General features: G+C 68.4%; 21 protein-coding genes. 11 read left to right on the forward strand and 10 right to left on the reverse strand.

Annotated elements, in window-relative coordinates; translation table 11 throughout:
* Positions 1-38 precede the first annotated feature (38 nt).
* The 6 genes from UA74_RS05290 (at position 39) to UA74_RS05315 (ending at position 6,889) form a co-directional block, all read left to right on the forward strand.
* Positions 39-1,439, forward strand: coding sequence for a hemolysin family protein (locus UA74_RS05290; RefSeq protein ID WP_075739291.1), 1,401 nt, complete (start codon positions 39-41; stop codon positions 1,437-1,439).
* Positions 1,436-2,497 (forward strand): CNNM domain-containing protein, encoded by a 1,062-nt coding sequence (locus tag UA74_RS05295; RefSeq protein WP_075739292.1) that lies wholly within the window; start codon positions 1,436-1,438, stop codon positions 2,495-2,497. The genes UA74_RS05290 and UA74_RS05295 overlap by 4 nt, the downstream gene beginning before the upstream one ends.
* A 719-nt stretch (positions 2,498-3,216) precedes the next feature.
* Complete coding sequence (locus UA74_RS05300; RefSeq protein WP_075739293.1) at positions 3,217-4,155, forward strand: ABC transporter ATP-binding protein; 939 nt, start codon at positions 3,217-3,219, stop codon at positions 4,153-4,155.
* Positions 4,156-4,172: 17 nt separating this feature from the next.
* Positions 4,173-4,919: an ABC transporter permease gene (locus tag UA74_RS05305; RefSeq protein WP_083683927.1), complete on the forward strand. Its 747-nt coding sequence runs from the start codon at positions 4,173-4,175 to the stop codon at positions 4,917-4,919.
* Positions 4,920-4,925: 6 nt separating this feature from the next.
* Positions 4,926-6,272: a sensor histidine kinase gene (locus UA74_RS05310; protein WP_198042936.1), complete on the forward strand. Its 1,347-nt coding sequence runs from the start codon at positions 4,926-4,928 to the stop codon at positions 6,270-6,272.
* Positions 6,269-6,889, forward strand: a complete 621-nt coding sequence (locus UA74_RS05315; RefSeq protein ID WP_075739295.1) for a response regulator — start codon at positions 6,269-6,271, stop codon at positions 6,887-6,889. The genes UA74_RS05310 and UA74_RS05315 overlap by 4 nt, the downstream gene beginning before the upstream one ends.
* Before the next feature lie 383 nt (positions 6,890-7,272).
* On the opposite strand, the gene UA74_RS05320 is transcribed toward UA74_RS05315, so the two are convergent.
* Positions 7,273-7,938: a hydrolase gene (locus tag UA74_RS05320; RefSeq protein WP_075739296.1), complete on the reverse strand. Its 666-nt coding sequence runs from the start codon at positions 7,936-7,938 to the stop codon at positions 7,273-7,275.
* A gap of 190 nt (positions 7,939-8,128) precedes the next feature.
* On the opposite strand from UA74_RS05320, the gene UA74_RS34115 reads away from it, so the two are divergent.
* Both UA74_RS34115 and UA74_RS32675 read left to right on the forward strand, forming a co-directional pair.
* On the forward strand, positions 8,129-8,395 hold the full coding sequence (locus UA74_RS34115) for a LysR family transcriptional regulator (RefSeq protein WP_075739297.1): 267 nt from the start codon (positions 8,129-8,131) through the stop codon (positions 8,393-8,395).
* Positions 8,347-8,526, forward strand: a complete 180-nt coding sequence (locus UA74_RS32675; RefSeq protein WP_198043199.1) for a hypothetical protein — start codon at positions 8,347-8,349, stop codon at positions 8,524-8,526. The genes UA74_RS34115 and UA74_RS32675 overlap by 49 nt, the downstream gene beginning before the upstream one ends.
* A 40-nt stretch (positions 8,527-8,566) precedes the next feature.
* Here UA74_RS32675 and UA74_RS05330 read toward each other — a convergent pair whose 3' ends face one another.
* The 4 genes from UA74_RS05330 to UA74_RS05345 all read right to left on the reverse strand — a co-directional run bounded on the left by UA74_RS05330 (position 8,567) and on the right by UA74_RS05345 (position 12,311).
* Positions 8,567-9,250 carry a response regulator gene (locus tag UA74_RS05330; protein ID WP_075739298.1) on the reverse strand — a complete coding sequence of 228 codons (684 nt, stop codon included), beginning with the start codon at positions 9,248-9,250 and terminating at the stop codon, positions 8,567-8,569.
* On the reverse strand, positions 9,247-10,434 hold the full coding sequence (locus tag UA74_RS05335) for a sensor histidine kinase (protein WP_075739299.1): 1,188 nt from the start codon (positions 10,432-10,434) through the stop codon (positions 9,247-9,249). Before UA74_RS05335 ends, UA74_RS05330 begins: the two co-directional genes overlap by 4 nt.
* Positions 10,435-10,444: 10 nt before the next feature.
* Positions 10,445-11,281: a CPBP family intramembrane glutamic endopeptidase gene (locus UA74_RS05340; protein ID WP_075763934.1), complete on the reverse strand. Its 837-nt coding sequence runs from the start codon at positions 11,279-11,281 to the stop codon at positions 10,445-10,447.
* Between the two features lie 385 nt (positions 11,282-11,666).
* On the reverse strand, positions 11,667-12,311 hold the full coding sequence (locus tag UA74_RS05345) for an NAD(P)-dependent oxidoreductase (RefSeq protein WP_075763936.1): 645 nt from the start codon (positions 12,309-12,311) through the stop codon (positions 11,667-11,669).
* 88 nt (positions 12,312-12,399) lie between these two features.
* On the opposite strand from UA74_RS05345, the gene UA74_RS05350 reads away from it, so the two are divergent.
* Positions 12,400-12,816 (forward strand): winged helix-turn-helix transcriptional regulator, encoded by a 417-nt coding sequence (locus UA74_RS05350; RefSeq protein WP_232237639.1) that lies wholly within the window; start codon positions 12,400-12,402, stop codon positions 12,814-12,816.
* Between the two features lie 368 nt (positions 12,817-13,184).
* Positions 13,185-14,186, forward strand: a complete 1,002-nt coding sequence (locus UA74_RS05355; protein ID WP_075739303.1) for an NADP-dependent oxidoreductase — start codon at positions 13,185-13,187, stop codon at positions 14,184-14,186.
* Between the two features lie 771 nt (positions 14,187-14,957).
* On the opposite strand, the gene UA74_RS05365 is transcribed toward UA74_RS05355, so the two are convergent.
* Positions 14,958-15,665 (reverse strand): alpha/beta fold hydrolase, encoded by a 708-nt coding sequence (locus tag UA74_RS05365; RefSeq protein ID WP_198042937.1) that lies wholly within the window; start codon positions 15,663-15,665, stop codon positions 14,958-14,960.
* 192 nt (positions 15,666-15,857) lie between these two features.
* Between UA74_RS05365 and UA74_RS05370 the strand changes: the two genes are divergently transcribed.
* Entirely contained in the window at positions 15,858-16,766 is a 909-nt protein-coding gene (locus UA74_RS05370; RefSeq protein WP_198042938.1) for an RNA polymerase sigma factor, read from the forward strand.
* A 525-nt stretch (positions 16,767-17,291) separates the two neighbouring features.
* Here UA74_RS05370 and UA74_RS05375 read toward each other — a convergent pair.
* From UA74_RS05375 to UA74_RS05390, 4 genes are all read right to left on the reverse strand, one after another.
* The gene (locus tag UA74_RS05375; protein WP_075763938.1) at positions 17,292-18,248 is read right to left on the reverse strand and encodes an alpha/beta hydrolase; all 957 of its coding nucleotides are present in this window, start codon (positions 18,246-18,248) and stop codon (positions 17,292-17,294) included.
* Between the two features lie 1,010 nt (positions 18,249-19,258).
* Positions 19,259-20,299, reverse strand: a complete 1,041-nt coding sequence (locus UA74_RS05380) for a TRM11 family SAM-dependent methyltransferase (RefSeq protein WP_075743436.1) — start codon at positions 20,297-20,299, stop codon at positions 19,259-19,261.
* A gap of 407 nt (positions 20,300-20,706) precedes the next feature.
* Positions 20,707-21,615: an alpha/beta fold hydrolase gene (locus tag UA74_RS05385; RefSeq protein WP_075763940.1), complete on the reverse strand. Its 909-nt coding sequence runs from the start codon at positions 21,613-21,615 to the stop codon at positions 20,707-20,709.
* A gap of 473 nt (positions 21,616-22,088) precedes the next feature.
* Positions 22,089-23,582 (reverse strand): alpha/beta hydrolase, encoded by a 1,494-nt coding sequence (locus UA74_RS05390; RefSeq protein WP_075765985.1) that lies wholly within the window; start codon positions 23,580-23,582, stop codon positions 22,089-22,091.
* Positions 23,583-23,657 lie beyond the last annotated feature (75 nt).

Genomic DNA, 23,657 nt, shown 5'->3' on the forward strand with positions numbered 1-23,657 from the left:
ACTGGGGCCTGTCGCGATCGTTGCGGCGAGGTGATGTCGTGATCGCCGCCGCGTTGACACTTCTGCTGGGCATCATCGTCATCCTGGTGATCATCGCCGCGAACGGGTACTTCGTCGCCCAGGAGTTCGCCTACATGTCCGTCGATCGGGCAAGGCTGCGCGCACGGGCAGGCGAGGGCGACGCGGCGGCACGCCGCGCATTGCAGGTCACCCGCCGCACGTCGTTCATGCTGTCCGGTGCCCAGCTGGGCATCACGGTGACCGGCCTGCTGATCGGCTACGTCGCCGAGCCGCTGGTGGGAGAGTCCCTCGCGGCGCTCCTCGGCGACACGGGTCTGTCACCGGCGGTGGCCGTCTCCGTCGGAACCGTCGGGGCGCTCGTGGTGGCGTCGATGGTACAGATGATCTTCGGCGAGCTGTACCCGAAGAATCTCGCGATCGCAGCTCCGGAGCGGCTCGCGCTCGGCCTGTCCCGGTCCACGCTCATCTACCTGGCGGTGTTCGGGTGGCTGATCACGCTGTTCGATCATGCTGCGAACCTCCTACTGCGTATGGTCCGCGTGGAGCCGGTGCACGACGTCGACATCACGATGAACGCCGATGATCTCAAGCGCGCGGTGGCCGACTCACGGGCGAGCGGCGATCTGCCGCCGGAGCTGTCGATGCTGATCGACCGGGTGATCGACTTCCCTGGCCAGGACGTGGAGCACGCGATGGTGCCGCGTTCGCAGGTCGGGGTGGTGAGTGCTTCCACGACCATCGGCGAGTTGCGGCGCCTGATGGCGGGTGCCCACACCCGCTACCCGGTGTTGGACGGCGAGGAACAGCCCGTCGGGACCGTACAACTAGTCGACCTGTTGCGCAGTGACGCGCCAGACGATGCGCCGGTGACGACGATCATGCGTTCGCCGGTGCTCGTCTCGACCCTGATGCCGTTGCCGAATGCACTGGAGCAGCTCACGCAGGCGCGGAGTCAGTTGGCTTGCGCGATCGATGAGTACGGCGGGTTCGCGGGCATTCTGACGGTCGAGGACCTCGCGGAGGAGCTGGTCGGAGAGCTCACGGACGAACACGACGCGGCGGCCGCGCCCGGGGTGGTCGCCGAGGCGTCCGATGTGTGGCGAGTCGGCGGCGACATCCACGTCGACGAGGTCGAACGCGCCCTCGGGCATGGCCTGCCGCCGGGCGACTATGAGACCTTTGCCGGTCTGTTCATCGCGTACCACGGCGCGCTTCCCGCGGGCGGTGAAGCAGTGGAGGTGCCGCTGCCGGAGGACCCCGGCGACCTGGTCGATGCCGAGCCCGTGCGCAGGACGCTCCACATCGAGGTCCTCCACCTGTCCGGACATGTTCCCGGCGAGCTCCGCGCGCGACTCGTCGAGGAGCGCGGCACGGACGTCACGCGGCACATCAACGGCGACGAAGGGAACGGACGATGAGCGACGCACTCTCCGTCACCGTGATCACGGCGCTCCTCATCATCCTGAGCGCGTTCTTCGTCGTCATCGAGTTCGCGCTGCTCGGTGCGCGCCGTCACCGCCTGGAGGCCGAGGCGGCGACGAGTCGGTCCGCGCGTGCGGCCCTTCGCGGCGCGCATGAGCTCACCATCATGCTGGCCGTGGCACAGCTCGGGATCACCGCGTGTACGTTCGCGCTCGGCGCCGTCACGAAGCCGGCCGTCGACTACGCGCTGTCCCCGCTGTTCGCATCCTGGGGGCTGCCGAGCTGGCTCGCCGACGGCGGCGCATTCGCGTTGTCGCTGCTGTTCGTCACCTTCCTGCATCTCGTGGTGGGGGAGATGGCACCCAAGTCATGGGCGATCGCCCATCCGGAGACGGCGGCGAAGATCATCGCGGTGCCCTCGCGGGCGTTCGCATGGGTGTTTCGGCCTCTGCTGCTGTGGGTCAACGCCTTGGCGAACCGGCTGGTCGCCGCAAGCGGGATCACGCCGGTGGATCGGGCGGCGGTCGGTGGGCAGAACGTCGACACCATCCGCCAGCTGGTCGAGCACTCGGCCTCGGTGGGAACGCTCGAGGCCCCCTTCCGCACGCAGTTGTCCGACGTACTCGAGCTGGAGCGTTTCACCGTCGGTGATCTGGTCCAGCGGCGGGGCCTGTTGGCCTCCGTCGGCCCGGGTGCGTCGGTGGATGACGTCCAGCGTGCGGCGGCGCAGTCCGGCCACCTGCGCATCCTCGTGACGGACGAGCGCGGTGCGCCGACCCGATTGGTCCATGTCCGCGACTGCCTCCTGGAACCACCCGATCGGCCTGTCGACGGCATCGCCCGGCCGTTGCTGACCGTCGACGCTGCCACCGCTGTCTACGAGGTGCTTGCGCAGATGCGCGCGCGCAGCGAACAACTTGCGCTCGTCGCACGGGACGGCGAGGTCGTGGGGGTGATCACGATCACGGACATCCTGCGCCGCATCATGCCGCGCGACGGGTCCCGGCCGGTGGGGCGGGCACGTGCCCCCAGGCCTGCGGCATCTGCGGGGTGATCCGGACACGGGTCGATGCTGCGAAGAGAGAACGGAGACATCGCATCGGTCGCCGGGTTCTCGTCGGGGTCGTCGAGCAGCGTTGACGGGGTGGGGCGGCCGTGGTCGCCCCACCCGGTTCGGCGTCGCGGCTCGTCGTTCGCCGCCTGCGGTTGGAGGAGACGTTCTTCTGGCTCGGTGCCTGCGGCGGCGGGCAGCGCGAGTCCATCGAGACCAGTGGGCGCCGGGGAGCCCGTTCCGTAGGAAGCCCGGCTGGGGACCGGACGGCGCCCGCTCGATACCAGGGTCACCGGTGTCTACCTCGGCGTCGGCGCGTATCTGAAGACCACCCTTGCCGACGACGACAAGGACGAGATCCACAGCAGGTGGCAGGCAGGCTGCCTCGGCGACGTCCCGTCCGCCGAGGTCGAGGACGCCGTCTCCGCCACCCGGACGGGCTCGAGGGCACTGGCCGGAATCAGATGACCAGAGCCTCCATCAGACCCACGGCGGTTCGCTGATCCGAGCACCGGGCCAGGCGTGGGAGGCCGAGCATGTCGGTTCCACCGCCGTCCCCCCAGGTCAGCCGCCTGCCGCGGTGACAGGCGGCGCGACGACCGACAGAGCTTCGGGGCTCCGCACGGTGCCGTACATCCACCGAACGGTGGAGGCGCGAATCAACCCCAGCTCAGACGCCACGGTCGATCTGGCGGGGTGCGGTGCGCCCGTAACTTCGCAATATGTCCGCATTGGAAGTGCGAAATCTGCACAAGCGCTACGGGCGGCACGTTGCCGTCGACGACGTCTCCTTCACTGTTGAAGAGGGGGAGATCTTCGGCATCATCGGGCCCAACGGCGCAGGCAAGACGACCACCGTCGAGAGCATCGCCGGCCTGCGAACGCCCGACTCGGGCTCGATCTCCGTGCTGGGATTCGACCCGGTCAAGGACCGGGCGGAGGTGCGTGAGCGACTCGGCGTGCAACTGCAGGAGAGCAGCTTCCCAGACGCGATCAAGGTCACCGAAGCGCTCGAGCTCTACAGCTCCTTCTACCGGGACCCCGCCGACTGGCGCGAGCTCATGGAGCTCCTGGGTCTCACCAAGAAGCGCAACACGCAGTACAAGGCTCTCTCCGGCGGGCAGAAGCAGCGACTGTCGATCGCGCTCGCTCTGGTCGGCAATCCGAAGGTCGCGATTCTCGACGAGCTCACGACGGGACTGGACCCGCAGGCGAGGCGCGATACCTGGAGCCTCATCGAGCGGGTTCGTGACACGGGCGTCACGATCCTCCTTGTCACGCACTTCATGGATGAAGCGGAGCGCCTCAGCGACCGGATCGCCGTCATTCATGGTGGCCGGGTTGCCGCAGTGGATACGCCGGTAGGGCTGATTGCGCAGGCGAGCGCGACGCAGCAGGTCCGGTTCCGCGTGACCCAGCCGTTGGACAAGAGCGTCCTGACCGAGCTTCCCGACGTGACCGATGTCGAGGTCACCGAGGGCCGCTGGCTGGTCACCGGCAGGGGACAGCTTCTGAGCAGCGTCGCACGGGCTCTCGGCAGGGTGGAGGTCGTGGCGCAGGATCTCCGCGTCGACCAGCGCAACCTCGACGACGCGTTCGTGGCCTTTACGGGACGCGCCCCGGAATCATCCCCGGAACCCTCCGAGAGGAAGGCTGACTGATGCGCACTCTCCGGAAGATGATCAAGGTCGAGACGAACCTCTTCCTTCGAGACTCTGCCACCGTCATCTTCGGTGTGCTGTTCCCGACGGCACTCCTGCTCGGGCTGGGTGCCGTCCCGGCACTCAGGGAGTCGACGCCGGAGACCGGCGGGCTCCGGTCCATCGACATCTGGGCGCCGACCGCACTGGTGTTCGGGATGGTGATGATCGCCGTGCAGCACGTCCCGTCGGTGATCGCGACGTATCGTGAGCGCGGCATCCTGCGGAGGATGTCGACCACTCCTGCGCATCCCAGGAGCGTCCTGCTCGCGCAGATGATCGTCGCGTTCACCTCCGTGGTCGTCTCCGCGACACTCATGATCTTCCTCGCGTGGGTGGTGCTGGATATCGCGCCGCCCGAGCGACCCCTGGAGTTCATCGTCGCCTTCATCGTCGGCTATGCGGCGCTGCTCGGGCTCGGCATGATCTCTGCGGCCGTGGTTCGCACGAGCAGTGCCGCGAACCAGATCGGCACCCTCCTGTTCGTTGCGCTGATGTTCTTCGGCGGGGCCTTCCTGCCCCGTGTCGTCATGCCCGACGTGCTGCGCGAGGTCGGCGAATTCATCCCGCCCGGGCTGCAGGCTCTCACCGCGGCGTGGTCCGCCGAAGCGGGCGAGATCACCGCCACCGCCGGTGGCCAGCCCTTCTGGCTGCAGATTGCCATAATGGCGGGCATCGCACTGATCGCGAGCGCGGTCGCCGCGAAACTCTTCCGCTGGGAGTAGGTGTCGATGATGCGGGATGCCGGGGCCGTGGAGCGTCCGAACTCCGGGACGCACGAATCCGCCGTCGCGGAAGGCGCGGAGATCGCGAATCGCTCCCAGCTGGCCTGGAAAGAGGATCAGCTGCGGGTCTGGGACCTTCTGCAGTTGTTCACACCGTGGCTGCTGCTGACGATCTCGACGGCGATCTATTTCGCGTGGGTGCTGCCGGCCTCCGGCGAACGCTTCTGGCCCGTGGGCGCATCCGTCTTCGGGCTGGTCGTGGCCTCGGTGCTGTGGGTGCTGTTCGGGCACACGCTGCCCCTCAGGAGGAGGATGCTCCGGCCCGCGTCGGCGGGCATCTACCTCGTCGGGCTGCTGGCACTGTGCGTCACCCTCATGACGTACTCCGACATCTTCCTCGTCTTCACCATCGCGGGCTTCTTCCACGCGCACCTGCTCACACCGTGGCCGTTGGGGGTGCTCGGAGTCCTGGCCACCTCCGTGGCCCTCAACGGCTCGGCGATGCGGGTGTGGGCTGACCCGACCCCGGAGTCGCTCGCGGAGTTCACCCTGATCGTCGCCGTGCAGACCGCGGCGATCGCGGCGGGCATCCTGCTGACGGCGCGCAACGAATCAGCGGAACGCAAGCGGGAGGAACTGGTCGAGCGACTCGAGGCGGCACTGCACGAGAACGCCGGGCTCCATGCCCAACTGGTCGTCCAGGCCCGTGAATCCGGAGCCCAGGATGAGCGGCAGCGCTTGGCAGGCGAGATCCACGACACTCTGGCCCAGGGGCTCGCAGGCATCATCACGCAGCTCCAGGCCGCGGAGCGTTCCGCGAGTGTGCAGGGCGAGACGGAAGAGCACGTCGCGCGGGCACTTCGGCTCGCGCGCAGCAGTCTGACCGAGGCCAGACGGTCCGTGCAGGCGCTCGCTCCCCAGGAACTCGGGCGAGCGCACCTCCCCGACGCGCTGCGCACGTTGACCGAGCGATGGGCGGAGGACCATGGGGTGCGAGCGCAGGTGGAGGTCACCGGCGACCGAGAGCCACTGAGCCCGGCGATCGAGGTGTCGCTCTTTCGGGTCGCGCAGGAGTCGCTGACCAACGTGGCGAAGCACGCGGCGGCCTCGCGCGTCGGGGTCACGCTGTCGTACACGGGCGCCGAGGTGCTGTTGGACGTGCGGGATGATGGACGCGGGTTCGCGAAAGCGGCCGGTACCGGCTTCGGCCTGACGAGCATGCGCCAACGCATCAGAGGGGTCGGCGGTCACATAGAGGTGCAGAGCGCACCGGGTGAGGGAACTTCCGTCAGTGCGCGCGTTCCGGCGATCGCCCCCGGGGGTGCGGGGTCGAAGGGGGAGACCGACCGATGATTCGACTAGTGATCGTCGACGACCATCCGATCGTGAGGGGCGGTCTTCGCGACACCTTCGCGGACACCGAGGACATCATCGTGGTCGGTGAGGCAGGGGACGGCGCCGAGGGCATCGAACGTGCGAAGCTGCTGGCCGCGGATGTCGTGCTCATGGACCTTCGGATGCCCGGGATGGACGGCGTCGCCGCGACCGCAGCCCTGCGCGAGCGGGTCCCGAGTGCCCGAGTGCTGATCCTGACCACCTTCGACAGCGAGAGCGACGTACTGCCTGCGATCGAGGCTGGTGCGATCGGATATCTGCTGAAGGATGCTCTGCCCGACGAGCTGATGCGAGCCGTCCGTGCAGCCGCGCGTGGCGAGTCGGTGCTCGCGCCGTCGGTGACGCAGCACCTGATGGGGCAGGTTCGGCGGCCGGGCGCAGGCACACTGACCGATCGAGAGAAGGAGGTGCTGCAATTGGTCGCGAACGGCAGTTCGAATCGAGAGGCCGCTACAGCGTTGTTCATCGGCGAAGCGAGCATCAAGACCCATCTGCAACACATCTACGACAAGCTCGGCGTTCGCGATCGAGCCTCGGCGGTGGCCGAGGGCTACCGCCGTCGCCTGCTCACCTGATGCCCCCGCTGCCTGCCACCGCACGGCAGGACCGTCGCGAGCGGCATCGAGATCGGAATGGACGACGACGTTCGCCAGGTCGCGGTAGTGCGGCTCTTCCCAGCCGGGGTGTAGAGGTTGCAGGCGCCCACCCCGATGGTGATCGCCTCGTATGTGCCGTCGGCTTCCGGGTACGGAACGTGCCGTTCGAATGAGTTGCGTCGTCTCCCACGGTGCCCTCGCCGGGCGCGTCGGTGGCGGTTGCGGACATGACCATCTTTTCGAGCTGTTTCTGCGCCTGTCTTGGTGGTGTGTGCTCGCCGACCGCTCGTTGACGCACCGGGAGGCGGGTCTGGCGCACGCCATGCGCGCCAGACCCGCCGCCGACTCGGCAAGCTCCTGCGTTACACGCCGACACCACCGGTGGTGGGTGGCGTGGCCAGCAGTTGCAGCTCCCAGGCGAGCGCGATCCCGCTACCGCCACCGTGTTCGGCGAGCACCGGCGTGGTCACGGCTGCCCTCGCCTCGTCGGCCCAGTCGCGCTGCCATTCACCGGCCAGGACCGTCCAGGTGATGGGCACCACGCCTGCCTGCACCATGCGACGCACCGCCATGTCGTGCGCCTCGGCAGTGGCCCCGCCGCTGGCGTCCGTGACGACGAAGACGTCGTAGCCCTCACCCACTGCCTGGATGGCGGGCATGGCGACGCAGATCTCCGTCCACAGCCCGGCGATGATCAGCTTCTTGCGCCCGGTCTTCTCCACGACGTCGACGACGTTGCGGTCCTGCCAGGTGTTGATGAGTGTGCGGTTGATCGGCTTCTGGTCCGGGAAGACGTCCTGGAGGGCCTTGATGAGGTAACCGCCGCGTTCCTCGATGACCGTGGTCAGCACGGTGGGGACGTCGAGTCCCTTCGCGAGCTTGGCCAGGCCGACCACGTTGTTGACGATCATGGTCGATTCGTGGCTGTTGAGGTTCGCGAACTGGAAGGGCTGATGGTCGATGAGTACCAGGACGCTCTCCTCGGGGGTGAGCAGCGCTTCGAGTCCGGCCTTTGCGGTACGCGTCACGATGTCTTCTCCTGCGTGGACGAGTTCGACGTTCGACAGTCAGAGTCAGAGAGCTCGGGTGGCGCCACCCGGTAGACGAGCAGGCCGAGCCCGGACCGCGCGATCACGGGAATCGGACAAGACCCGGCTTGACCAGCCTTGACGAGGGCACTTGCGACGTCCTCGGCGTGTCGAGAACGACGCTACGGCGGTGATCGGCGGGCGTCCAAGACTTGCCAGGACGCCCGCCGATAGGATTCGTCTATCGATCCGCTCCCGCGTTCTGCGCTACTTCATTGCCGTAGCCGAGGAACTTCACTTCGGTCGCGCAGTCATCCGTCTCTATCTCTCCCAGCCGTCGCTGAGCCATCAGATCTGGAAGCTCGAGGAGGCCCTCGAACGCCGCTCTCGGTGTGTTCGAGCCGTCGGGTGCAGCTCACCGCTGCGGGTCACACGTTGGCTGAGGAGGCGCCGATAGCGCCGGCCGCCGTGGAACAAGCCGTCGCCGTCCTGGAAGACCGTGATCGTTTCGCCTGCCGCCACGTCGTCACCGGCAGTGTCGGCGGCAATGTCGACCTGGATGCTGACCACCGCTGGGTACGACGGTGATCTGAGCACGTGTCGCGACAGTCGGCTCGGCGTGCCGCGATCAGTCCTCTCTGCGCACCAGACCGATCCGGTAGGCGAGGACGACTGCCTGCACGCGGTCCCGTAAGCCGAGTTTGGTGAGGATTCGGGATACGTAGGTCTTCACCGTCTCCGTGGAGATGACCAGCTTCTCGGCGATCTCGGCATTGGACAGGCCTGCGGCGAGCTGTTGGAGAACCTCCAGTTCGCGGCGGGTGAGCGTCCGCACGACGTGGTCTCGTTCCGGGTGCGAGGTGTCGGTCGGGCGCAGTCGTTCGGCGAAGCGGCCGATCAGGCTTCGGGTGACTGCGGGCGCCAGCAGGGACTCGCCGCGGGCGATGGTGCGGATGCCGTCGAGCAGTCGGGCAGGCGGGGTGTCCTTGAGCAGGAAGCCGCTGGCGCCTGCGCGAAGTGCCTCGTAGACGTATGCGTCGACGTTGAAGGTGGTGACGACCAGCACCTTCGGCGGTGCCTCGACACCGGGGCCGGCAAGCCGCCGGGTCGCCTCGATGCCGTCCAGAACCGGCATGCGAACGTCCATCACGACCACGTCGGGGCGCAGCCGCCTTGCCAGCTCCACCGCCGCACGGCCGTCTGCGGCCTCACCGACGACCGTCATGTCGGTCTGTGTCGAGAAGATGGTGACGTACCCGGTGCGCACCAGCTCCTGGTCCTCGCAGATCAGGACGCGGATCGACTCGGTCATCCGGCACTGCCCGACGGGATCAGGGCATGGACGCGGAAGCCGCCGTCCGAGCGAGGACCGGCCACCAGGTCGCCGTCGAGCATCCGCACCCGTTCCCGCAGCCCGGTCAGACCGCGTCCTCCCGACGGCGCGACCGGTGTGTCGGCGGCGGTTCCTGTGGTGGTCACCTCGATCTCGACGTGCTCTTCGCCGTGTCGGACCAGGACCGTGGTCGGTCGCCCGGTCGCGTACTTGATGGCGTTGGTGAGCGCTTCCTGTATCACCCGGTAAGCGGCCAGCTCCACGTCGACGGACTGCGGCCTGCCGACGCCCTGCTCGGTCAGCTCGACGGGCTGACCCGACATCCGGGCGTGCTCGACCAGGTCGCCCACACTGCCCATGGTCGGTGTCTTGGCCGGGGTCGTGGAGTCGCCGGTCGCCTCGAGCACATCCAGCAGGGCCCGCAGCTCGGTCAGCGCCCGGCGCCCGGTCTCGCTGATGGCGGTCAGCCCTCCTTCGACGCGTGCCGGTGCGGTGTCGAGCACGAACTGTGCCGCGTCGGCCTGGACCACCATCGCGGTCACGTGATGGGTGACCACGTCGTGGAGGTCACGAGCGATTCGCGCCCGCTCGGCGGATGCGGCCACGGCTGCGGCCAGCCGCTCGCGTTCGGCTCCTTCGGCGCGCCACCTGCGCACACCGCTCCCAGCCAACCAGATCACCGCCGTCAACAGATAGAACGCGAGATAGTCGAGAAACCCCTGGGGTGACCCCAGTTCGTGCAACACGACCACGAGGACCACGTAACTCGTCGTCAGCACCGCACCCAGCCCCAGCCGGAACCGGACGAGGTGTGCTCCGGCGGCATACAAGGCGAGGAGGAATCCCACCTTTCCGAACGTGTCCGGGTAGCCCAGCACCTGACTGACCGCGAACGCACCGCTGGTGATCAGGACGCACGCGGCGGGCCACCGGCTCCGTACCGCCAGCGGCAGACACAGCGCCAGAGTCACAACCAGTCCGATCGCCCCGCCGGACGTGCCGACCTGCAGCCGGGGGAGATCGCCGATCTCCGGCCCGATGTGGGACACCGTGGGGACGAAGGCCAGTACCGCGACTCCCACCGCCAACGCGATGTCCTGGCGGGGAATCGGGTGATCGCGCCGCCGGACCATGGCGCGGAGGGATGCCGTGTCGACGAGCATCCTGCGCAGCCTAGCGGTGGCGCCATGGCGCCAGGTTCCCGCGCCTGCGCGCGGCGATGAGCATGGGCGTGGCGAGCAGCAGGCTCACGACTATGGGGGCGATCGACGCCTCGATGCCGAAAATACCCCCGGTCAACAGGTCCGGGCCGGTCGGCTGTGCGGTCAGCACCCCGACGGCCTCATGACCCGAGACGGGGATGCCGAGCAACGCCACGCTGGTGTTCCACGCGAAGTGCAGGCCGATTACCAGCCAGAGGTTGCGCCGCCACAGGAACGCCGCACCGAGCAGCACCCCGGCCTCGACGGCGATCGCGAACGAGCTCCACACCGTGGCACCAGGGTTGGCCAGGTGCAGGAGCCCGAACAGCACAGCGGTGATCGCCAGTGCCATCCCACTGCCCCACAGCCGTTCCAACGCCTGCAACACCAGACCTCGGAAGATCAGCTCCTCGGTCACCGCCGCCCAGAGTTGTACGACCACCATGCTCGCCACGATCGCCGTGCTGCCGCCGGACGAGCGGGTGAACGAGAACTCCGTGATCACCATGAGCACCGAGGCGGCGATGAGCACGACACCGAGTGCGCTGCCGATCGCCGCGTGGGACACCGCCCGCCTCGGCGCGATCTCCGGCACGCTCCGCCGCGCCACGTAGCGCATGACCACCCAGTAGACGGCGACGGCGGCCACGGCCCCGACGACGGCGAGCACCGGGTGCCCACTTGAGGACAGCGCCGACACTCCGCCGATGCCGACGGTGCCGACCAGCATCCACCCGAGCGGAGACCGCAAGACGCGGTGGAAACGCCCGATCTCGTGATCCGTGCGCTCGGCGGCTTCCGCGTCCACTCATGACCTCCGGCTGATCAATCGCCACCTGATCTGGTGACCCGGTGAAGGCTATGAGCGCTCGGCCGTCGCGGAATCCCCGCCGAGGGGACGATTCGGATAGCTCTCACGGGGGACCCCGGCGCACGAGACCGGCCACACCGAGGGGATTCGCGCCGCGCGGTCTCGCCATGGGTCTCTCCGCCGTTGCCGTCAGCGATCTCAAACGGATCGGTCCGCCCGACCGTGCCGATGAAGACTTCGTGATCGGGGACGAGTGGCGAAGGCGGTGAGTCTCGGTCGTCTTCACCCCACTCAACCGGGATCGGAACTAAAGCATGGCTGTGCGTTCCACTGCGTTCAACACGTTCATCGGAACCAGACGACCCTTCCGGAGCCGTTCCGATCAGTGGCTCAGATTGACCTGTACCCGGTGATGCTCGCCCTTCTCGATCAGGTCGACGAACCCGAGGGCATAGTCAGCGGCGGAGATCGCGCCGCCGTCGGGCTGGACCGCGACGTCGTCGCCGAGCCGGTAACGGCCGAGTCGTTCGCCCGGCATCCGGGCGCCGAACCGCAGCGCCGGGCTGACGAAGATCCAGTCGAGTGTCGCGGGTGCGGCCGGGAGATCCTCGAGGATGAGCGCCGCCCCGGAGCGGATCTCGTCGTGAAGTTCGGCGGGGATGTGGCTGAGGTCGGTGACGAAGCGATCCGCCCCGGGCGCGGGGCGCAGCGACGAGGCTCCGCCGACGACGTACAGGGGTGCGCCTGCGTCATCGGCCAGGCGCGCGATGGTGCGGTAGGCGTCGCGGAACGTGTGGGCCAGCGGGCCGCGTGGGGCGATGGCGCCCACTACGGCGTCCGCGCCCTCGATGGGCGCCGAGAGCGTTGCCTCATCGGCGGCGTCGCCTTGGACGTAGGTCACGTTCGGGAGTGGCGCCTCGGGGAGGGAGCGGCTCAGCGCGGTGACTCGGTGACCCCGTGCTGCGGCCTCCGCGACGATGGCCGAACCGGCATAACCGGTGCCGCCGAGGACAGTAATTCGAGACACGAAGTACCTTTCTGTGGAGTGCGTGGCGCCGGATGCGGCGCTGCGATTACCGTATGAGTGCAACTCTCCAATGGGAAGAAGGCACTTTGTGGTAACCACCCAGGCCGAGTCGGTGCTCCGTGGCAGCCCCTACCGCGCGGACTGCCCGACTCGCCACATCCTGGATCGCGTCGGCGACCGTTGGACGGTGCTGATAGTGGGCGCCCTCTGGGACGGCAACGCCCGCTTCTCAGAGCTGCGTCGACGCATCGAGGGCGTCTCGCAGAAGATGCTTACCCAGACTCTCCGCGGGCTCGAACGGGACGGGCTCGTGCACCGCACCGTTCACCCCGAAGTTCCGGTCCGCGTCGAGTACACGCTCACCGAGGCGGGCCGTACCCTGCGCGAACCGCTACGCGCACTACAGGAATGGGCGATCACGCACCTCGGCGATGTGTCAGCATCGCAGGAGGACTACGACCACGCGAATCGACCTCTTTCCGATTCCACGGATCGCGACAAGTAACGCTGCGATATCGGCGCTGTCTACTGCCGATAGTCACATCGCCGATGTCCAGGTCCGGCTCGAGGTGTCTCCACGGCCCTGCCAGGCGATCGGAGTCAAGCGGTGCGAGACAAACAGCCCCGGGCTGCGAGAGCTCACCGCTGAGCCAGATTCCCACTTGCCGCTCGCTGATACGGCGGCTGACGCTCGCGTCGGCGAATGGATGCTGTCTGATTTCTCTTGCCTGTGCTGACGGTGATGCGTCATCACTCGCGTGGTTGGTCCATGCCGCCTCCGTGTCAGGTGGGGATCCCGCCGAACCGATCAGATTGGCAGCTGACTCATCTGCATCGGCCTAGTCGCAAACCGTCAGAGAAAGAGAGCGAATCATGAGAGCGTTCGTCGTCCACGAATACAAGGGTCGGTTGTCGGAGGAGGACGTCCCCGAGCCCGTCGTCGGAGAGACGGATGTGCTCGTTCGGGTCGTCGCGGCAGGTCTGAACCAGCTGGACGAGAAGATCAGGGAAGGTGCATTCAAGCGGATCCTCCCGTACAAGCTCCCGCTGATTCTCGGGCACGACGTCGCGGGGACCGTGGTCCGTGTCGGGGCGAGGGTGCGCGGGTTCACGCCAGGCGAGGAGGTCTACGGCCGTCCGCGTGACGGGCGGATCGGCACCTTTGCCGAACGTGTCGCCGTCGACGAGTCCGACCTCGCTCGCCGTCCCGCATCCCTCGGCTCCGTGGCGGCGGCTTCGCTGCCGCTGGTGGCGTTGACCGCGTGGCAGGCGCTCGTCGAGCGCGGGAACGTGCAGGCAGGCCAGAAGGTCCTCATCCATGCAGGCGCAGGTGGGGTCGGTACGGTCGCGATCCAGTTTGCCAAGCACCTGGGCGCGACGGTCGCGACCACGGCGAGCGGTTCCAATGCCGACTTCGTTCGCGAGCTCGGCGCGGACACCGTCATCGACTACCGCACGCAGGACTTCGAGAAGGAGCTCTCCGGCTACGACCTGGTGCTCGACAGCCTCGGCGGGGAGAACCTCGAGAAGTCGCTGCGGGTCCTCCGTCCCGGGGGGAAGGCGATCGGGATCTCCGGCCCGCCGGACCCCCTGTTCGCGAAGACGGCCGGGTTGAACCCCGTGCTGCGGCTGGCGATCACCGTGCTGAGCGGCAAGGTCCGCAGGCAGGCGAAGAAGCTCGGTGTCAGCTACGAGTTCCTCTTCATGCATGCGAGTGGAGACCAGCTCCGCCAGATCACCACGCTCGTCGAGAGCGGCGTTCTTCGCCCGGTCGTGGGGAAGACCTACCCGTTCGATCAGACCCCCCAGGCGCTGGAGTCGCTCGCCAAGGGCGGCGCCAGGGGCAAGACCGTCATCACCCTCCCCGCCGATTGATCCACGTCGCATCGCACGAACTAAGGAGGGACTCGCGCTACACCGGGATGCGCGCCGCCATGATCTGATGCGCGGTCACAACGAGCTGATCACTCGGACGCGGTCGCGCATCGCGTGCTGGGCGATCTCGGCGGCTGGTCGATCCAGTCGAAGCCGTGCACGGCCGAGGAGCGTACGTGCAGTCCGCAGGGCACGCCTGCCCGGTAGAGCCCGCGGGCGTAGTCGACGCGGCCTGGAGGTCGATTCCGGTTGACTCCGCTGGGTCGATGAACCATTCACTACCGTCACGCCGACCGCGTCGTCGATGCGCTGCGCTCCCGCGTCGCGGAGGTCGAGTACCTGCTGGCCGAGGGCGAGGCCGCCAGGCGGCACCGCTCGACGTGAGTTTTCGTCCGTCGACGGGAACCGCGCGGCCACTGATGGCGTACATCGCGGTTCCCGCCGACCGTCCTGCGTCAGTGGGCGAGGGCGGGTCCGGCTGCGAGGCGGTGCAGGCCGAAGGGTGCGAGTTCGGCCGGACGGCTACCGGTTTCCGTCCAGGGCCGTGCTGCTGTCGAGCCACCTGCTCGCCGAGGACTCGCAGATCTGCGACCAGCGACACGACGGACCCGATGCCGCCGTGCGGGAAGCCCTGAACGGACTCGACGTGCGATCTGAGATCGGTCCGCGACCCCGGTCGACGGGGAGGAACCACCGTGCGGGTGCCCCGATGATCCACGCCGGAGCATCGGCGCCCCGCCGCTGGTCTGGACTTCCGGCACCGACGCGCCGTCAGCTGAGCAAGATCGCTTGCGTGACCTCGTCGGGATGGGTGAGCATGCCGTCGTGGGGTCCTGGCACGATCACCGGGCTCAAGCCGAGGCGCGTGGCGAACTCGGCGCCCGGCCGCGCCAGGACCTGGTCGTTCTCGGCGAGCAGATAAGCCAGGTCCACGTCGAGGGACGTGAGGTCGGGCAGGTCCAGGGCGTCGGTGTAATAGGCGCCGGGAGTGGGTTCGAGCAAGTCGAACAGCAGGTCACGAGTGGCTTGGGGAGCGTCGGGCGCGAGCAGGCCTGCCAGCTCCCGGGAGACGTCGACGGTACCGTCCGGGCTCGCCGCAATGGCGTCCCGGATCATCGTGGCGTAGTCCGGGTTCTCGTCCACCAGCGGCACGCCGCGGGCGGGGACCAGGGCACTGTAGAAGATCACCTTGGAGACCTGGCCCGCGAGCCGGTGCGTGGCGGCGGTGACCGGATAACCGCCCCAGCTGTGCGCAACGAAGGTGACGTCGGTGAGCTCGCGGTCGAGCACCGCCTGGACGGTGTGCTCGACCGCATCGGACAGACGCAGTGCGGCGCGCTCGTCACCGTCGGCGAATCCCGGCAGCGTGAGCGTGATCGCGGTGTGGCCTGCGGCGCGGAGCCGGTGGGCGACCGGCGTCCATTGCCAGCCGCCGTGTCCGGCGCCCGGTACCAGGACGAAGGTGGAAGTGCTCGTCACGAACTGTCTCCATTCGCAGGTCATGCCCCGACCGGAGGTGGTGGGGTCTGCCGACGAGATGCAGCCCGGACCAGAAAAGTTCGACGAGACGGAAAGAAAAACGGTCGGGCACGCACTCGTTCCCGCCGGATCACCCGCCATCCGGACCCGCGACTGCCTGCCTGCCTGCCGAGCCCTGGCATACTCGCGGTTGTGACGCCAGATGAAGAGCTGGTGGCGCTCGCCTTGGCAGGTGACAGCACCAGCTTCGGTGCGTTGTTCACCCGGCATCGCGCTGGCATGACCGCAGTCGCGATCGCCGTGCTCGGGGATCCGGTCGAGGCCGAGGACGCTGTGCAGGACGCCGCGCTGACCGCCATGAGCCGTCTCGCCGATCTGCGCAATCCCGCTGCCCTCGGACCGTGGTTGCGGACCATCGTCCGCAACGGCTGCCGGATGCGGCTGCGCTCGCCTTCCCCCGTTGCCCTCGACGAGCCGCCTTCAGTGTCCACCGATCCACACCAGGCCCTGGACCGCGCCGCAGCACGGGACTGGGTCTGGCATGCCATCCAGCGGCTCTCGCCACCGCTACAGGAAGTGACGCTCCTGCGGTACTTCACCGCTGCCCGTTCCTATCAGGATATGGCGCTGGCCTGCGGCGTTCCCATGGGGACCGTGCGCAGCCGGCTCAACCAGGCCCGCACCGTGCTGCTCCGGGAGCTGAGTGCGACCGAGCACACGTTCCCGGACGACGCGAGCGCGTTCGCCCGTGCCCGCGGGCACGAGGCCGAGTACACCATCGCCGCGGGCAACGCAGGCGAATTCGCCTCGGTGCTGCGGGACCGCTGGCATCCCGACGCCACCGCGAGCTGGACCGACGGGCGCCAGGTCCACGGCATCCGCGGGGTTGCCGACGTCATGGCAAAGAGCGTGGACTCAGGCATCCGGCAGCGGCTGGTCACCGCGGTCGCCGGCCGTGACGTGCTCGTCTGGCAGATCGACGTGCTCAATCCCCCAGGTGTGGCCGGCTGTCCCGCCCGGGCGTGTTGGCTGCTGGACCTGGATCGGGACCGCGTCCGCAGGCTCCGGCTGTTCCATCCGGCCTCGCCGGGTCTGTCGTGACGACCGGGCAGTTCCGGCAGCGCATGGCACGATCGCGCAGGTGCGCAAACCAGCGCAGACGCAGCGGGTGTGCCGGATCGCAGCCGACGAACGTCGGCTGATGCTCGAGGGCAGTCTCATGAAGCCTGGGCGACTCCGCCGAGACGATCACGGTCGGCCGGCTGATCCTGCGTGAACGCTAGGTCCCCTGACCTCCACAGTCTTGTCAGCGAGCAATGTCTGCGGACGACGCGGGCGTGTCTCGCTTGTCGTGTTCTCCGGCGGGTGCGAGCCTCCGGCCCCCGCGCAGGTGACGTCGCTCCCGGGCCTGCTGTGGTTGCGTTGCAGGACGACGCCGGGCAGGCCGAGGCGGCCCGTCAGGGCTGCTGCGGCATTGCCCAGCGCCGACGAGCCGCACCGCTCCGACTTCTTCGGACGCCCTCGACGCTCATCTCAGGCGCGGACGGTCGATTGCCGTGCGGCTGCTTATGCAGGCCGGATGACGACGGAGTGCACGAGTGTCGATCGTCGCCTCCTGATGCGCGGTCACAACGAGCTGATCCTCCGGACGCGGTCTCGCATCGCGTGCTGGGCGATCTCGGCGGCCGGGTCGATCCAGTCGAAGCCGTGTACGGCAGAGGGGCGTACGTGGAGTTCGCAGGGCACGCCTGCCCGGTAGAGCCTGCGGGCGTAGTCGAGGGTCTCGTCTCGCAGGATGTCGAGCTGCCCGACCTCGAGGTAGGTCGGCGGCAGCCCCGAGAAGTCCGTCGTCCGTGCCGGGGCCGCTGCCGCCGGTACCGCGTCGGTGCCGCGGGCGGTCCCGAGCAGGGCGGTCCAGGCGGTGCGGTTGCCCTCGTAGGACCAGACGACGTGCTCGGTGAGGGTCGGGTCCGGCGTCACGGTGCGGTCGTCGAGCGTCGGGTAGATCAGGATCTGTGCCGCCGGGCGCAGGCCGTGGTCCCTCGCGAGGAGCACTGCGCCCGCACCGATGCCCCCGCCCGCGCTGTCGCCCATGACGGCGATCCGCGCTGCATCCACGCCTGACCGTTCCGCGTTCTCGAACAGCCAGCGGACCCCGGCGAAGGTGTCGGCGGCGGGGACGGTTCCCTGGTGCTCCGGTGCGAGGCGGTAGCCGACGGACAAGAACGGGACGCCCGTGCGGTGCACGTAGTGGTTCACCAGATGCTCGTAGTCGTCGAGCCTGCCCGCGACCATCGATCCGCCGTGCACGTAGACCACCGCCGAACCGGGGACGGGGGTGTCCTGGCGCTCATGCCAGCGGAGTTCGACGGAGTGTCCGTCCTCGGCCGGTACCGAATGAACGGTGACGCGCACGTCGTCCGCGCGCGGGATCGCACCGAAGGCGGCGGCGAGTCCGGCGTCGAGTGAAGGCCGTAGCGCCAAGGCCTCCTCGTACGCTCGCGTGGCGTAGTCCTGGCTCTCGCCGGTGTGCGCGGATCCGACGGACGCCGAAGTGGTCTCGGTGGGGAGGCGGCTGATCACGATCCCATTCTCCCGCGACGCACGCCGCAGGCCCGCTGCCGAGGAGGCGACGCCGATCCGCGCCCGAGCGCGGTCGGCAGGCGCAGCGGGGTGCGGGGGAGACGCCGCGTGCCGCCGTGTCGAGGTGTTCTCGCAGGTACGGCGCTGTCTCGCAGGGATCGGCGGCTCCGATCGTGCGGAGCGTGATCCGGGGCGTTCGATGTCCTGGAGCGGCCCCTACCCGATTTATCGTCCCCGCCAGGCAGTGTTCTCTGCCCTTCCGACACGATCGCGGCGGCCGGTCGCACCTCTGGATCACTGCACGCTCGGCACGGAGGGCGCAGGCTCAGGGATGCGCGGGCGCAGTCGCGCAGCCGTGACGACAGTGGGCGGTAGCACTCACGCCGCGCCACGACGAACCACCCGGACGCCTCGATCGCCAGGACTCGGCGTTCTTCGACGACACAGCCCCGGATGCCCTCGGTCAGGTCGATGCTCGGGTGCCGGCTCAGCCCCCGCGTGCGGCTCATATCGGCCATGGGGTTGGGCGATTCGGGAACCGACGACCGTATGAAGATCGGCGGTGGACCCATCTGCTCCGCGGCGAGCCGATGGACCTCGGATACGCGGACCGTTCTCCCGGTTCCGGGATTATGGACTTGTCCCACGGAATTCCGGTCGGCGAGGACACGGCGGCGACATCGTCGAGGGCCGCAGCCGAAGAAGTCCGTATGACTGCTCCGCGCCGGTGCAGCGGGTCGGTTCCATCGCGAATCGGGTCTCGGGCGGATGGATGTTCCTGGGGCGAACGAAACTTCCCCGTAGTTGTTGAGGGCACGGTCGGGAATCGTCCTCAACGGGCCGCCGCACAGCAGGCAGGAATGGCGGACGTCGTACTCGGATGACGGGACAGGCGACATGAATGGAATCTTCGGGATAGGTCGGGCGGGGAAGGCGGCTGCCTCGGATCACCAGCTGAGTACAGGTTTCGTGTCCCGTCGGCGGGATGGCGATCGACCGCGGTCCCCGCGCTATACCGGGATGCGCGCCACCATGATGTCGCGGACGATCGCCTGATCGACGCGGTGTACGAAGCCCCGGTGGATCTCGCTGTCGAGCGGCTCCAGCCCGGCGGCCCGCAACACCTCGAGAACGTCGTCCCGGCCCGCGACGTTGGTGTTCCAGGAGATTCCGAGCGCGCCGCCCGGGCGCATCAGCTCGAGCCAGGAAGGCAGCGCGGCGTCCAGCAGGGCCAGCGGCCCGCGCCGCAGGCCGTCCTGACGGCTGTGGCTGCCGTGCTGAACGCCATAGGGCAGGTCGGTCACCAGCAGGTCGAACGACTGGGCCCGGAACGCCTTGCGGCCCTCCGTCGTATCCAGGTTGCAGACGCTGAGGTGCTGGACGTCGCCTTCCTTGTACCGACTCTTGTCCGGCGCCATCGTGACGGTGAGCTGCTTGCCGAGCACCTTGCCGTCGCGGCGCAGCCGCGCGATCTCGGCGCTGTGCTTGAGCCTCTTGTTCTTCAGATAGGTTCGGATGAACGCCGAGTAGGCGTCGAAGTCGCTCTTGTCGATGTCCACGCCGGTCGCGTCGTACCCGTACATCAACGCCTGGTTCAGCGTCGTGCCGCGCCCGCACAGCGGGTCCAGCACGGAGAAGCGCCGCGAGCGCATCCGGTCCCCGAACGCCGAGCTCCAGAGGGTGACATTGAGCAGCAGCTTGGTGAACTCCTGGTTGGTCTTGCCCGAATACTTGAGGATGGTGAGCAGATCGTCGTCGTATTCCTGTAGCGGATTCAGCGGTACGGGCGCGAGGAGTTCCCCCTCCCGCCGGAAGAGCGCGTAGACGGTCGACAGATTCGACAACAGGTCGGATTCGTCCTCGGTCAGCGGCGATTCGGTGGAAAACGTGACGTAGCCGATTCCGCCGATCGTCCGGTGCTCGATCGACTGCAGCCTTCCGGCGAGTACGGCCTGGTTCAGTACCTTCAGTTCGGCGACCATGAGATCGATCGCCGACCGGGCGTATACGCGGTTCGCCGAGGGCAGGAGAAGGGCAGCATAGGTGACCACAGGATGCCTCCACATCACGGCGCGCGAGGAGCAGACCTTATCAATGCTGGTCTTCCGCGCCCTGCCTCGGCCCACTGCCTCCGCCGGAAGGGCTGACTGCTCATGAGCACGGCAGCCGGCCGGCTGCTGCTGTCCGGGGCTTGCACTGGCACGCGGGATGCAGCCACACCGTGGCCGAGTGGATTCGGATGCTGCCGCACCGCCGTCGTCTCAGGTCGTTCTGGAGCACAGCCCGGACGGCCTCGGTAAGGCGAGCAGATCGCAGGCGGTCCGATCCGCAGGGGAAGGAGCGCCTCGGGAGCGCGCCGCAGCGGAGGTGCGGGTGCGCGGTGCTGGCGAGTGGTCCGCGCGGACGTGCCGCCACCGGCCGACGGAACGAATTCTCGTCGAATCGGCGGTGTGTCGAATCACGGGGAGCCGGTCATCGACTCGATCACGTGGCGAACGACGGTGTCGGGATCCTCGTAGGGGACCTGGTGGGTGGCGTGCTCGGCGACGACGACGCGACCTCCTGGCGCCAGCGCTGCCAGCAGGCGGTGGCTTCTGTCGACGTGGGCGCGATGGGCGTCCGGCATCCGGTCCGGGCGGCGACCTGCGGAGATGACGGTCGTCGGGACCTGCGGGAAGTGGACGTCTGAGCCGCCGAGGATCCCGGCCACCTCGGTGAGATGCGAGTCCATCCGGGAGAGGGTGTCGGCCAGTTCGCGAATCGCCTGCGGCGTTCGGTAGAAGCTGGTCGTCTGTTCGATCATCTCGTTCGTCGCCTCGGGGCCTGCGAGCCGGGCGCTCATCCGCAATCCGGGCCGGGTCTCGAAGAACCCGTGCGCGGACGCCCATCCCATGACACGAAGCTGCGCGACCGCGAGGTGTTGCAGTGGAACCCGCACGGCCTGCGGAGTGGGCGGCGGAGTGGTCGGCGTGGGGTCCACGAACACCAGGCCCGACAGTTCCCCTGGATGCCGTACGGCGTGTACTGCCGAGACGAGACTCCCGTAGGACCAGCTGACGACGATCGCAGGCTCGATCTCCAGGGCACGGAGCAGCTCGTGCAGGTCGTCCGCCATCGCCGTGATGGTGCGTCGTGGTGTCCCGGCGGATCGTCCGACGCCCCGACGGTCGTAGGTGACGACCGTGGCGACCTCGGCCAGCCGCTCCTCGACGACCGGCCCCCAGGCGCCGCCTACGCCCTGGCCGCTGCCTGCGGCCTCCAGCACCACAGTGGGCCCCGTGCCTCTGATCCGGACGCACAGGGCGTCGCCGCCCAGCTCGATCAGTCGAGGAACGTCGTGGAAATGCTTCGCCCATACAGTCGTCATCGGATCCCGCCTCTCCCCAGTCGAATTCTCATCGGATGGCCGTTCCGCAGGGGTTCTCGCGGACCGCTGCCCGGACGCGCTGAACGCAGCGTCGGCCCCGGTTCAGGTCGGTCCGAGTCGCCGTGCTCGTCACGCGACGCCTGTCTCCGGTTGATCGGTCCGGCGTCACGGCTCGGCGAGCATGCGAATGTGCCTCACACACGACACTGCTTTCCGCGCCTATCGCAGTAGCGGTGCGGACGCCCTCCATGGCAGTCAACCTAGGTTGACGCCGCCCTGCAAGTCAAGCGCCGGCCCGCTGAGCCTGGTCCTGCCTTTGACGTCGCGCCGATTCGACCCACCGACCGAGACGGGGACGGACCGCGACACCGGCGGTGGTCGACTTCGTGAGAACCGCACACGGCGGGGGTGGGACGGCCATGGCCGCCCCACCCCACGATCGGAGCGTCGTGACTCGTCTCGCCGCCTGCGGTTCAGGCTGCGTCGCAGGTCAGGTTCTTCTGGGGCATCGTGCCGTCGACGAGGTATTTCGTGGTGATGTTGAGTGCGCAGGGGTTGTCGCCGAGGACGTAGACGCCGTGGCCGCTTCCGTCGACGTTGACGAGTCGGGATCGGTCGCCGAACTTCTCGTCGAGGAGTTCGCCGCCGCGCAGCGGGGTGACCGGGTCGCGTTGGTTCTGCACGATGAGGACGTTGGTGGGGCCGTCGTCGTTGACTGCCACCGGCGGTTCTAGCGGTTCCTGCCAGTAGGCGCAGGGCGTGATGTTGGCGGCGGCCGCGCCGTAGAGCGGGTGCTGCTCGCGGTCTTCTGCGACGGCGCGCTGGTAGGTCTCGACGTCCTCGGGCCATTCGACGTCGTTGCAGGTCACCGCGAGGAAGACCGACCAGCTGTTGTCATGCGGCGAGGGCGCCACCGGGTCCGTCTGCGCGTTGCTCACCGGCGCCTCGGAGTGCAGCAGCGACTGCCAGTACTGCGCCATCCCGCCATACGACGCCTCCCGGTAGAGCGTCGCGAAGGTGGCCAGCCGGAAGACCTGGCCGTTGATCCCCTCCACGGGGGCCTCGTCGAGTCGCTCGGCGAGGGTGAAGTAGGTCTCGCGGACCTCCTCGGGCGTGCTGCCCAGGCCGTAGGCGTCGTGCCGGGCGGCGGCCCACTTCTCGAAGTCGGGGAATGTCTCCTCCATGCCCTGGCCGTACCGGCGCATGCCGTCGTGGTCGAGGTGGGTGTCGCCGATGTTGCTGTCGAGCACGATCCGGTCGGCGCGTTCGGGGAACATCGAGGCATAGGCGGCGCCCAGCGCGGTCCCGTAGGAGTACCCCAGGAAGCTGGCCTTCTCCTCACCGAGTGCGGCGCGGATCCGGTCCAGGTCGCGGGCGATGTTCGCCGTCGACAGGTGTCGCAGTCGTCCTTCGTCGTCGTTCGCGGCGCACTGCTCGGCGACGCCCTGGGCGATCGCCGCCTGATCGGCGACCCCGGCGTCGTCCACCGCGTACGGCGGGATGTTGCCTGCGTACTCCTGATCGCCTGCGAAGCCGCAGCTCACCGGAGTCGAGTGTCCGACGCCCCTGGTGTCCATGCCGATCAGGTCGTAGCTGTCCAGGACGCTGGCAGGCATGCCCTGGGTGCTCAGGAAGTTGGGCTGATCCAACCCGGTCCCGCCCGGACCACCGGGGTTCAGCAGCAGCACGCCGCGCCGCTTGTCCGGGTTCTTACTGGCCAGGCGAGAGATCATGATCTCGATCTGCTCACCGTCGGGGTCGCTGTAGTCCAGGGGCACCGGCACGGTGGCGCACTGCAACTGCGCCAGGTCGTCGGGAACATCCTCGGGACACTCGCCCCATTCCACCGGTGGAGCAGGCTCGTCGCCCGGTCCGGCGGCCGCGGCAGGCATTCCGAGCACTGTCCCGGTGAGCCCGAGTACGGCCGCCAGGATCACACCTCGCCCGACGCTCCGTTGACGATCCATCTGTTTCACACTCCCGACGAGAACGCACAGTGGGGCTGGTCGACTTTGCGGACCCGGCGCCCTTGAGCACCGTTC

The organism is Actinoalloteichus fjordicus, from assembly GCF_001941625.1.
In the GTDB taxonomy this organism is placed as follows: domain Bacteria; phylum Actinomycetota; class Actinomycetes; order Mycobacteriales; family Pseudonocardiaceae; genus Actinoalloteichus_A; species Actinoalloteichus_A fjordicus.

What these genes read in the sequence shown, in the direction of transcription:
- UA74_RS05355 (WP_075739303.1), top strand. Translation starts at nt 13,185, where the DNA reads ATGAGAGCGTTCGTCGTCCACGAATACAAGGGTCGGTTGTCGGAGGAG.
- UA74_RS05300 (WP_075739293.1), top strand. Translation starts at nt 3,217, where the DNA reads ATGTCCGCATTGGAAGTGCGAAATCTGCACAAGCGCTACGGGCGGCAC.
- UA74_RS05315 (WP_075739295.1), top strand. Translation starts at nt 6,269, where the DNA reads ATGATTCGACTAGTGATCGTCGACGACCATCCGATCGTGAGGGGCGGT.
- UA74_RS05390 (WP_075765985.1), bottom strand. Translation starts at nt 23,582, where the DNA reads ATGGATCGTCAACGGAGCGTCGGGCGAGGTGTGATCCTGGCGGCCGTA.
- UA74_RS05335 (WP_075739299.1), bottom strand. Translation starts at nt 10,434, where the DNA reads ATGCTCGTCGACACGGCATCCCTCCGCGCCATGGTCCGGCGGCGCGAT.
- UA74_RS05295 (WP_075739292.1), top strand. Translation starts at nt 1,436, where the DNA reads ATGAGCGACGCACTCTCCGTCACCGTGATCACGGCGCTCCTCATCATC.
- UA74_RS05305 (WP_083683927.1), top strand. Translation starts at nt 4,173, where the DNA reads ATGATCAAGGTCGAGACGAACCTCTTCCTTCGAGACTCTGCCACCGTC.
- UA74_RS05385 (WP_075763940.1), bottom strand. Translation starts at nt 21,615, where the DNA reads ATGACGACTGTATGGGCGAAGCATTTCCACGACGTTCCTCGACTGATC.
- UA74_RS05310 (WP_198042936.1), top strand. Translation starts at nt 4,926, where the DNA reads ATGATGCGGGATGCCGGGGCCGTGGAGCGTCCGAACTCCGGGACGCAC.
- UA74_RS05330 (WP_075739298.1), bottom strand. Translation starts at nt 9,250, where the DNA reads ATGACCGAGTCGATCCGCGTCCTGATCTGCGAGGACCAGGAGCTGGTG.